Genomic DNA, 9,836 nt, shown 5'->3' with positions numbered 1-9,836 from the left:
GGCCGGAAGGGCCCTCGGGAGTGGCGGCCCGGCCACCCCCAAGGGCCCTCGTGTCAACGCCGGTTACTCGGTGCTGTCCGATCCGCCGGATCCGGAGTCACCGTCGGTACCTGCACCGGCGTCCGACCCGGGTGCGGTTGCCGCCGACTCGTCGTCGTCACCAGCGGCGGGCGCGTCGTCGCCGCCCGATTCGTCGCTCGCCACGTCGTCCGCGCTGTCGGTGTCGTCCTCGCCGACAGGTGCGCCGTCGACGTCGTCCCCGTCAGTGTTGACGGCGGGCTCGGTGCCGTCACCGACGTCCTGACCGTCGGTGTCGGTCACCGTGTCCGTGTCGGCGGGTACCTCCGGGGCGCCGGCGTCCTCGGCCTCGGTGGCTGATCCCGACCCGGCCGTGTCGATCGTGAAAGTCGCCGCGTCGTCGGAGAAGGCTGCCGAGGTCGACGACACCTCTGTGGTCGGAGTGCTCGCCGAGGCGTCGGCTTCGGGCTCCGGTTGCGGGCGCTGCAGATTGAGCGCCCGGGCGATCTCCCGCGGCAATTGGACGAAGAGGAAGTCGAGAGTGCCGGTGGGGGAGAACAGGCCGGGGAAGTTCCGGCCGGGGCCGTCGGGCGGGAAAGGACTGTCGGGGTCGTCGACGAAGGCAGGCACGTAGCCGTTGAGGAACGCGTTGAGGATCTTGGCCGGGGCGTTGACGACCTCGCTGGCCAACGTGACCAGATCGCCTGAGAACAGCGCTTCCCGTGCTCGGTCCAGGATCTCGACGGTCTGGAAGATCGCTGTGATCGGCGGTGCGAACAGGGCCCGACCGAGGTTGCCGATCACACCGCGCGACAGCAGGCCAGGGCCGTAGCCGGGTCCGGCGGTGCCTTCGTCCATCCACGACGTGCCGAGGATTCGGGCTAGGGGGTGCAACCCGATGGACTCCAGGAAGTCGCCGGGAACGCGGAGGGCATCGAGCAGACCGGCCCTGCCCTCTGAGAGGGCGTCGACCAGGAACCAGTGGTTGATCTGACCGTATGCCGCCAGGAACTGGCCCTGCAGCAGCAAGCCCGCCGCGGTGACGATCGCCTCGGGCAGCTTCGCGAGCGCACCCCACGAGGCCGCCGAGGCGGCCTCGAGTCCCGCGCCGATCCGGGCACCGTAGGTGAACGGGAACTTCAGCGTCTCGGTGAGAAACGGCAGTGGATTGGTCACCGACGAGAACAGGACCTCGATTATCTCGGCGTGCAGCGCGGGGTTACCCAGCGCCTGTCCCAGCGCGGTCGTCTGCGCCACGATGTTGTGTCCCAGCCCACCCGCGGTGGTCAGGGAGTTCGAGATCGTCGTCCCCCACAGCGCCAGGGGGTTTTCGAACGCCGACAACTCGTGAGCCGTCACGTGTGCGTGCGGACGGACGGTCGATGCCGCCGTGTCGAGTGTGGGGGCGACGGCCAGAACGCCGGCGCCGGCGACCGCAACACTCGCCATGAACGCTTTGCTGCGACGGTGGCTCGCTGGAGCGCGCCCGGTGTCGTACACGCATCCCGGCACCGGGACACGAAGGTCTTGCTTCACACATTTCCCCTGTCAGCTATGTATTTCCTATGTATCTCCTGTGAGATTGGTGGATGCTAACGGAGGGATGTGACCCTCGCAATAGGTTTGCCTAACCTAAAAGGTAATCGATGAGCTGCGGGGTTGTGGGCGAACGGGCGAATGGGCAACGCGGCAGTGTGTCGCGCACTTCGCCGCAGAGGTTGCGTGAGTCTGCTAGGAGCGCCGCCTGGACGCCGGGCGGCCGGGGGACGGGTGGGCGGAGAATTGTTGCTACGAATCTGCTGACGTCGTACGGCGAGAGATTGCTGAAGCCTGTTTCTGACGGAGACGGGCTCAGGTGGCCTGCGAAGCGACGTCCATGTCGAACACCCGGGCGTGCAGGACGGTGCGATTGCGCAGGGCGGCCCGCACCGCGCGGTGCAGTCCATCTTCGAGGTAGACGTTGCCGCGCCACTTGACCGCGTGCGGGAACAAATCGCCGTAGAACGTCGAGTCCTCGGACAGCAGCCGGTCGAGCGCCAGCACCGTGGTCGTCATGACGAGTTCGTCGAGCCGGATCTGCCGGGGCGGGATCTGGGCCCACTGTCGGTGCGACAGACCGTGGTCAGGGTAGGGCCTGCCATCGCGAACCCCTTTGAAGATCATCGACGCGCCTTTGCTGCCCATTGCCCCCGTGATTGTTGCCTGGTTCGTTAGGTTAGCCTGCCTCCGACGACCGTGTCGCCCGGCCGCTCGACCGACCCGCATCCGGGGTCCGCCGTAAAATGAACGCGACCGGTACGTGACTTCTTCAGGTGGGTGAACAAATGGGCAGCGCCGACGAACGTCGTTTCGAGGTTCTCCGGGCCATCGTCGCCGATTTCGTCGCCACGAAGGAGCCGATCGGATCCAAGGCTCTCGTGGAACGTCATAACCTCGGCGTATCGAGCGCAACCGTGCGCAACGACTTGGCTGTTCTGGAGGCCGAGGGGTACATCACCCAGCCGCACACCAGTTCGGGGCGGGTGCCTACCGAGAAGGGCTACCGCGAGTTCGTCGACCGGCTCGAGGACGTCAAACCGATGTCGGGGGCGGAGCGGAGAGCGATCCTGCAGTTCCTCGAGTCCGGTGTCGACCTCGACGATGTGCTGCGCCGGGCGGTGCGGCTGCTCGCGCAGCTGACCCGTCAGGTCGCGGTCGTCCAGTACCCGACCCTGACCACGTCCTCGGTGCGGCGTCTGGAGGTCGTGGCGCTGACGCCGGCGCGGCTGCTGCTGGTCGTGATCACCGACACCGGCCGCGTCGATCAGCGCATCGTCGAACTCGGCGACGCGATCGACGACGCGCAGCTGTCGCGGCTGCGCGACCTGCTGGGCCAGGCCCTCGAAGGCAAGCCCCTGACGGCGGCCTCGATCGCGGTGTCGGACCTGGCGTCTAACCTCAACGAGCACGACGGCCTGGGTAACGCAGTCGGCAGAGCCGCAACCGTGCTCGTCGAGACCTTGGTCGAACATACCGAGGAGCGGCTGCTGCTGGGTGGCACGGCGAACCTGACGCGTAACACCGCCGACTTCGGTGGCTCGTTGCGGTCGGTGCTCGAGGCGCTGGAGGAGCAGGTGGTGGTGCTGCGCCTGCTGGCCAAACAGCAGGAGGCGGGCAAGGTGACCGTGCGCATCGGTCACGAGACCGAGGCCGAGGAGATGGCGGGAACCTCGGTGATCAGCACGGCGTACGGCAGCGCGGGCAAGGTGTTCGGCGGCATGGGTGTGTTGGGTCCCACACGGATGGACTATCCGGGAACCATCGCCAACGTCGCCGCAGTTGCTCTCTATATTGGCGAAGTCTTAGGAAACCGCTGACCGCGCGCCCTGAACGGGTTTACGCGGATCGGTGGGGTGGGAAAGGTTGAGCGTGGCACGCGACTATTACGGGTTGCTCGGAGTGAGCAAGGGCGCGAGTGATTCGGAGATCAAACGCGCCTATCGCAGGCTCGCCCGCGAACTGCACCCGGACGTCAATCCGGACGAAGGCGCCCAGGCCCGCTTCCAGGAGATCAGCGCCGCCTACGAGGTCCTCAGTGATCCGGAGAAGCGGCGCATCGTCGATCTCGGCGGCGACCCGCTGGAATCCGCGTCGGCCGGCGGCGGCGGGTTCTCCGGGTTCGGTGGTCTCGGCGACGTCTTCGAGGCGTTCTTCGGCGGCGGCGCCACCTCACGCGGACCGGTCGGTCGCGTCCGGCCCGGCTCCGATTCGCTGCTGCGGATGCGCCTCGACCTTGAGGAGTGCGCGACGGGCGTGACCAAGCAGGTCACCGTCGACACCGCCATCCTGTGCGACCTCTGCCACGGCAAGGGCACCCACGGCGACTCCTCCCCGATCACGTGCGACACGTGCGGCGGACGCGGGGAGATCCAGACCGTGCAGCGCTCGCTGCTGGGTCAGGTGATGACCTCACGGCCGTGCCCGGTGTGCGGTGGGGTCGGCGAGGTTATCCCGGACCCGTGCAACCGGTGTTCCGGTGACGGACGGGTGCGGGCCCGCCGCGAGATCAGCGTCAAGATCCCCGCCGGTGTCGGCGACGGCATGCGGGTGCGGCTGGCCGCCCAGGGTGAGGTCGGGCCGGGCGGGGGTCCGGCCGGCGACCTCTACGTCGAGGTGCACGAGAAGCCCCACCCGGTGTTCGTCCGTGACGGTGACGACCTGCATTTCACGGTGTCGGTGCCGATGGTCGACGCCGCACTCGGTACGACGGTCACCGTCGACGCGATCCTCGACGGCCCCACCGAGATCACCATTGCCGCGGGCACCCAGCCCGGGTCAGTGACCACGCTTCGCGGACACGGTATGCCGCACCTGCGCTCCGGGGTGCGCGGCGACCTACACGCCCACATCGACGTGGTCGTGCCGTCCCGGCTCGACCATGAGGACATCGAACTGTTGCGCGCGTTCAGGGAACGCACCAAGGACAAGGCGGAGGTGCGCTCGGCCCAGAACGGCAGTGCCTCCTCGCACGGCGGCGGGCTGTTCTCGCGTCTACGTGAGACGTTCACCGGCCGCTGATCCCGCGCCGCCGTCCCGATGCGCAGTCTCTTCTACGTCGACGTCGTTCCCGCCCCAGGCGACCTCGCCATCGTTGACGGCGAAGAGGGACATCACGCCGCCACCGTCTGCCGGACCCGGGCGGGGGAGGAGCTCGACCTCGCCGACGGCGCCGGGGCGATCGCGCACTGCATCGTCGAGGACGTCGCCAAAGGACGGCTGACGGCCAGGGTGCTGGACCGCCGCGTCGCCCCGCCTGCGGCGCCGGCGGTCACGGTGGTGCAGGCCCTGCCCAAATCCGACCGCTCGGAGCTGGCCGTCGAGCTGGCCACCGAGGCCGGGGCGGACGCGTTCCTCGCCTGGCAGGCGTCGCGCTGCGTGGCGCGATGGGACGGCGCCGCGAAGGTGGACAAGGGGTTACGACGCTGGCGCGCGGTGGCCCGATCGGCGGCCAGGCAGTCGCGCCGACCCCGCATCCCCGCGGTCGACGGCGTGGTGTCCACCCGCGACCTGGTCGCGTCGGTGCGCAACGCCGCACCCGGCACGGTGCTGTTGCTGCACGAGTCTGCCACCCGATCCTTCGCCGAAATGCCGGTGGCTCAAGCGGATTCACTGACCCTGATCGTCGGCCCGGAAGGCGGGGTCGCCGACGACGAGCTGGCCGCGCTCACCGCGGCCGGTGCGGTCGCCGTGCGGCTCGGCCCCACGGTGCTGCGCACCTCCACGGCCGCCGCGGTCGCGCTGGGCGCGCTGGGCGCGCTGACCGGCCGCTGGTCCTAGACACCCCCGGGGGGTAGTCGTCCGCCCGGAATTTAGATAGGTTAGCCTTCCCTCTGACTGTAAGGGCCTGAGGGCTGCGCCGATCTCGAAGGACTCCCGATTCTCACCCGTCTGACCAGAGCGTGGATACCGCTCGTATTGGTGATCGTCCTCGTGGTCGGAGCTTTCTCGGTGTGGCGGATCCGCAACATCTTCGGCTCGCACCAACTGCCCACCTATGCGGGGAACATGTCCGAGGAGGCCAACCGCTCCGACCCGAAGATCGTCCGCTACGAGATCTTCGGTGAGCCCGGGGCCACCGCCGACATCAACTACATCGACGACCAGGGCGATCCGAATCAGGTCGTCGGTGCCGCGCTGCCGTGGTCGATCGAGGTCGAGACGAACTCCCCGGCCATGGTCGGCAACGTGGTGGCCCAGGGTGACGGTGACTTCATCGGCTGCCGCATCCTGGCCGACGACATCGTCAAAGACGAACGGACCGCCTACAACGTGACCGCCTACGTCTACTGCTTCACGAAGTCGGCATGAGAGCGTCGGCCCACCCCGGTCGGTCCCTGCAGGACCCGACGCCCGTTGCCCGCTGGATCCGCCGGCTCGCGGTCCCGATCATCCTGGGCTGGGTGCTTCTGGTCGCGGCGCTGAACCTGCTGGTGCCGCAGCTGGAGGTGGTGGCCGCCCAGAACGCGGTGTCGATGAGCCCGAGCGATGCGCCGGCGATGAAGGCCATGTCGGACATGGGCCGGCTCTTCGGCGAATCGGACTCCGACTCCATCGCGATGGTGGTGCTCGAGGGCGACCAGCCGCTCGGCGACGATGCGCACGCCTACTACGACCGGCTCATCGAAAAGCTGGAAGCCGCACCGGATCACGTCCGCAACATCCAGGACATGTGGGGTGACCCGCTCACCGAGGCCGCCGCGCAGAGCACCGACGGCCACGCCGCGTACGTCGCGCTGAACCTGGCCGGCAACATGGGCGAGACGAAGTCCAACGAGTCGGTCGCGGCCGTGCGCGAGATCGTCGCCGAATCGCCTCCGCCGCCCGGCGTGCAGGTGCACGTGACCGGCCCCGCGGCATTGACCGCCGACGTCAACATCGCCGGCGAGAGCAGCATGGCGCTGATCCTGCTCGTCACGTTCGCAGTGATCATCGTGCTGCTGCTGTTCTTCTACCGCTCGGTGGCCACCGTGGTGCTGCTGCTGATCATGGTCGGCGTTCAGATGTCGGTCGCGCGCGGCGTGGTGGCGGCGCTGGGCCACTTCCAGATCATCGGGCTCTCCACGTTCGCGGTGAACCTGCTGATCTCGTTGGCCGTGGCGGCCGGCACCGATTACGCGATCTTCCTGGTGGGCCGCTACCAGGAGGCCCGTGCGTCGGGGGCGAGCCCCGAAGCGGCCTACTACGAGATGTTCGGTGGCACCGCGCACGTGGTGCTCGGGTCCGGTCTGACCATCGCCGGCGCGATGTACTGCCTGTCCTTCACCCGGATGCCGTATTTCCAGAGTATGGGTGTGCCGTGCGCGGTCGGCATCCTCGCCGGTGTCGCGGTCGCGCTCACCCTGGGACCGGCCATCGTCACCGTCGGCAGCCGCTTCGGGCTGCTCGAACCCAAGCGCGCCATGCGGATCCGGGCGTGGCGGCGGGTCGGTGCAACCGTGGTCCGTTGGCCCGGGCCGATTCTGGTGGCGTCCCTTGCGCTGGCGCTGATCGGGTTGGCCGCGCTGCCTGGCTACCAGACCAGCTACGACGACACCCGCTACATCCCCGAGTCCATCCCGGCCAACGCCGGTCTGCAGGCGGCCACCAAGTACTTCTCGCTCTCACGGATGAGCCCCGAGGTGCTCATCGTCGAAGCCGACCGCGACCTGCGGAACCCGTCGGATTTCCTGATCCTCGACCGGCTCGCCAAACGCGTTTTCAACGTCGAAGGGGTGGCCCGGGTACAGGCCCCGAGCCGGCCCGACGGGGCGCCCATCGCACACACGTCGATCCCGTTCCTGATCAGCATGCAGGGGGTCGGCCAGCAGCAGAACATGAAGCTGATGAAGGACCGCATCGCCGACATGCGCGTCCAGGCCGACGACATCGGCGAGACCATCGCGACGATGAAAAAGATGTACGGCCTGATGACGAAGTTCTCGAACATCACCACCGTGATGATCGACGACATGACGGACATGCGCGACACCGTCCACCAGTTGCGTGACATGGTCGCCAACTTCGACGACCAGTTCCGGCCCATCCGCAACTACTTCTACTGGGAACCGCACTGTTACAACATCCCGTTGTGCTGGTCGTTTCGGTCGCTGTTCGACTCCATGGACGGCATCGGCACGATGACCGACACCTTCGACAAGGCCGTTCTGAACATGGACGAGATGAAGGCATTGCTGCCGGAGATGCTCGCCACGTTCCCGCCGATGATCGAGACCATGGAGAGCATGCGCCAGATGATGCTGGCGACGTACGCCACCATGGGCGGCTTCTACGACCAGATGGACGAGTTGACCCGCGACTCCACCGAAATGGGCAAGGCATTCGACGCCGCGAAGAACGACGACTCGTTCTACCTGCCGCCCGAGGTGTTCGAGAACGAGGACTTCAAGCGGGCGATGGAGAGCTTCTTCTCGCCCGACGGCAAGACCGTGCGGATGCTGATCGCTCACCGCGGCAACCCCACCACCGAGGAGGCGCTGCAGCGCGTCGAGCCGATCAAGATCGCGGCGATCGAGGCGCTCAAGGGCACCCCGCTGGAGAACGCGACGATCCAGCTCGGAGGCACCGCCGCGACGTTCAAGGACATGTCTGACGGCTCCCGCTACGACCTGCTGATCGCGGTGATCTCGGCGCTGTGTCTGGTGCTGATGATCATGCTGGTGCTGACCCGCAGTCTGGTCGCCGCGCTGGTGATCGTGGGGACCGTGACGCTGTCGCTGGGCGCGTCGTTCGGCATCTCGATCCTGATCTGGCAGCACATCGTCGGCATCGAACTGCACTGGATGGTGCTGGCCCTGTCGATCATCGCGCTGATCGCCGTCGGTTCGGACTACAACCTGCTGCTGGTGTCCCGGTTCAAGGAGGAGATCCCGGCAGGGATCAAGACCGGCATTATCCGTGCGATCGGCGGCACCGGCAGCGTCGTCACGGTCGCCGGGGTGGTGTTCGCTCTGACCATGGCATCGATGGTGGTCAGCGATCTGCGGGTGATGGCGCAGGTCGGCACCACGATCGGCCTGGGCCTGCTGTTCGACACGTTCATCGTGCGGGCGTTCATGATGCCCTCGATCGCGACGCTGCTGGGACGCTGGTTCTGGTGGCCCCTGGTGGTTCGGTCCCGCCCCCCGCGCGAACGCCTCAGCTCATAAGCATTGGGCGCTCGCCGGGGGCGGCGCTAAACTGGGGTTTCCCATACCCGACCCAGGAAGCAGGCAGAAAACCTCACGTGGCGCCCCGCGAGAACGCAAGCTCGGCCGCATCTGAATCGTCTTCTGGATCGCTGGTCCGCAGTAGCATCACAGTTCCGCCCGATTACGTCATGGGCCTCCTGGGATCCTCCGACGAGAACCTGCGCGAACTCGAAGAGCTGTTGTCCGCCGAGATCCACGTTCGCGGCAACGACATCACCCTGTCCGGTGAGCCCGCCGACGTCGCGCTCGCCGAGCGCGTCATCTCCGAGCTGGTCGAGGTGGTCGGCGCGGGGCAGCGGCTGACGCCGGACGCGGTGCGGCGCGGTGTCGGGATGCTGACCGGCACTGGCGACGAATCGCCCGCCGAGGTGCTGACGCTCGACATCCTGTCCCGGCGCGGCAAGACGATCCGGCCCAAGACGCTCAACCAGAAACGCTACGTCGACGCCATCGACGCCAAGACGATCGTGTTCGGTATCGGCCCGGCCGGCACCGGCAAGACGTATCTGGCGATGGCCAAGGCCGTCAGCGCACTGCAGAGCAAGCAGGTCAGCCGGATCATCCTGACCCGCCCGGCGGTGGAAGCCGGTGAGCGCCTTGGCTTCCTGCCGGGCACGCTGTACGAGAAGATCGACCCTTACCTGCGGCCGCTCTACGACGCGCTGCACGACATGATGGATCCCGAACTGATCCCGAAGCTGATGAGCGCCGGGGTGATCGAGGTGGCTCCGCTGGCATTTATGCGTGGCCGGACGTTAAACGATGCGTTCATCATCTTAGACGAAGCGCAGAACACCACCGCCGAACAGATGAAGATGTTCCTGACGCGGTTGGGTTTCGGCTCGAAAATCGTTGTGACAGGCGATATCACGCAGGTCGACCTGCCCGGCGGTGCGGCGTCCGGCCTCCACGCTGCGATGCGTATCCTCGACGGCATCGACGACATCCACTTCGCCGAACTCACCAGCGCCGACGTGGTGCGGCACCGGCTGGTGTCCGAGATCGTGGACGCCTACGCGAAATACGAGGAACCCACCCTGATGAACCGGGCGCAGCGGCGTTCGTCCGGCTCCGGACGTCCGCGGCGGTAAC

The 9,836-nt window shown here is 67.3% G+C and carries 8 protein-coding genes; 6 read left to right on the top strand and 2 right to left on the bottom strand.

Annotated features, from left to right (window positions below):
* Window positions 1–63 precede the first annotated feature (63 nt).
* Window positions 64–1,467, bottom strand: a complete 1,404-nt coding sequence (locus KXD97_RS27790) for a hypothetical protein (RefSeq protein ID WP_260754131.1) — start codon at window positions 1,465–1,467, stop codon at window positions 64–66.
* A 402-nt stretch (window positions 1,468–1,869) separates the two neighbouring features.
* A complete protein-coding gene (locus KXD97_RS27785; RefSeq protein WP_260758183.1) occupies window positions 1,870–2,181 on the bottom strand; it encodes a type II toxin-antitoxin system VapB family antitoxin in 312 nt (103 codons plus the stop codon).
* A gap of 161 nt (window positions 2,182–2,342) precedes the next feature.
* On the opposite strand from KXD97_RS27785, the gene hrcA reads away from it, so the two are divergent.
* From hrcA to KXD97_RS27755, 6 genes are all read left to right on the top strand, one after another.
* Complete coding sequence (gene hrcA / locus KXD97_RS27780; RefSeq protein ID WP_260758182.1) at window positions 2,343–3,374, top strand: heat-inducible transcriptional repressor HrcA; 1,032 nt, start codon at window positions 2,343–2,345, stop codon at window positions 3,372–3,374.
* Between the two features lie 52 nt (window positions 3,375–3,426).
* Window positions 3,427–4,575 carry a molecular chaperone DnaJ gene (gene dnaJ, locus KXD97_RS27775; RefSeq protein WP_260754130.1) on the top strand — a complete coding sequence of 383 codons (1,149 nt, stop codon included), beginning with the start codon at window positions 3,427–3,429 and terminating at the stop codon, window positions 4,573–4,575.
* Between the two features lie 18 nt (window positions 4,576–4,593).
* On the top strand, window positions 4,594–5,334 hold the full coding sequence (locus KXD97_RS27770) for a 16S rRNA (uracil(1498)-N(3))-methyltransferase (protein ID WP_260754129.1): 741 nt from the start codon (window positions 4,594–4,596) through the stop codon (window positions 5,332–5,334).
* Window positions 5,335–5,445: 111 nt separating this feature from the next.
* Complete coding sequence (locus tag KXD97_RS27765) at window positions 5,446–5,865, top strand: MmpS family protein (RefSeq protein ID WP_260758181.1); 420 nt, start codon at window positions 5,446–5,448, stop codon at window positions 5,863–5,865.
* A complete protein-coding gene (locus KXD97_RS27760; protein ID WP_260754128.1) occupies window positions 5,862–8,702 on the top strand; it encodes an RND family transporter in 2,841 nt (946 codons plus the stop codon). Before KXD97_RS27765 ends, KXD97_RS27760 begins: the two co-directional genes overlap by 4 nt.
* Before the next feature lie 77 nt (window positions 8,703–8,779).
* Window positions 8,780–9,835 carry a PhoH family protein gene (locus tag KXD97_RS27755; protein WP_260754127.1) on the top strand — a complete coding sequence of 352 codons (1,056 nt, stop codon included), beginning with the start codon at window positions 8,780–8,782 and terminating at the stop codon, window positions 9,833–9,835.
* Window position 9,836: the final 1 nt, after the last annotated feature.

Origin of the sequence: Mycobacterium sp. SMC-8 (assembly GCF_025263565.1) — a bacterium.
Classification (GTDB): domain Bacteria; phylum Actinomycetota; class Actinomycetes; order Mycobacteriales; family Mycobacteriaceae; genus Mycobacterium.
This window is presented reverse-complemented; position numbering and strand designations above follow the sequence as displayed.

Coding starts and splice junctions, on each gene's coding strand:
- hrcA (WP_260758182.1), top strand. CDS start 2,343: ATGGGCAGCGCCGACGAACGTCGTTTCGAGGTTCTCCGGGCCATCGTC.
- KXD97_RS27785 (WP_260758183.1), bottom strand. CDS start 2,181: ATGATCTTCAAAGGGGTTCGCGATGGCAGGCCCTACCCTGACCACGGT.
- KXD97_RS27760 (WP_260754128.1), top strand. CDS start 5,862: ATGAGAGCGTCGGCCCACCCCGGTCGGTCCCTGCAGGACCCGACGCCC.
- KXD97_RS27770 (WP_260754129.1), top strand. CDS start 4,594: ATGCGCAGTCTCTTCTACGTCGACGTCGTTCCCGCCCCAGGCGACCTC.
- KXD97_RS27790 (WP_260754131.1), bottom strand. CDS start 1,467: ATGGCGAGTGTTGCGGTCGCCGGCGCCGGCGTTCTGGCCGTCGCCCCC.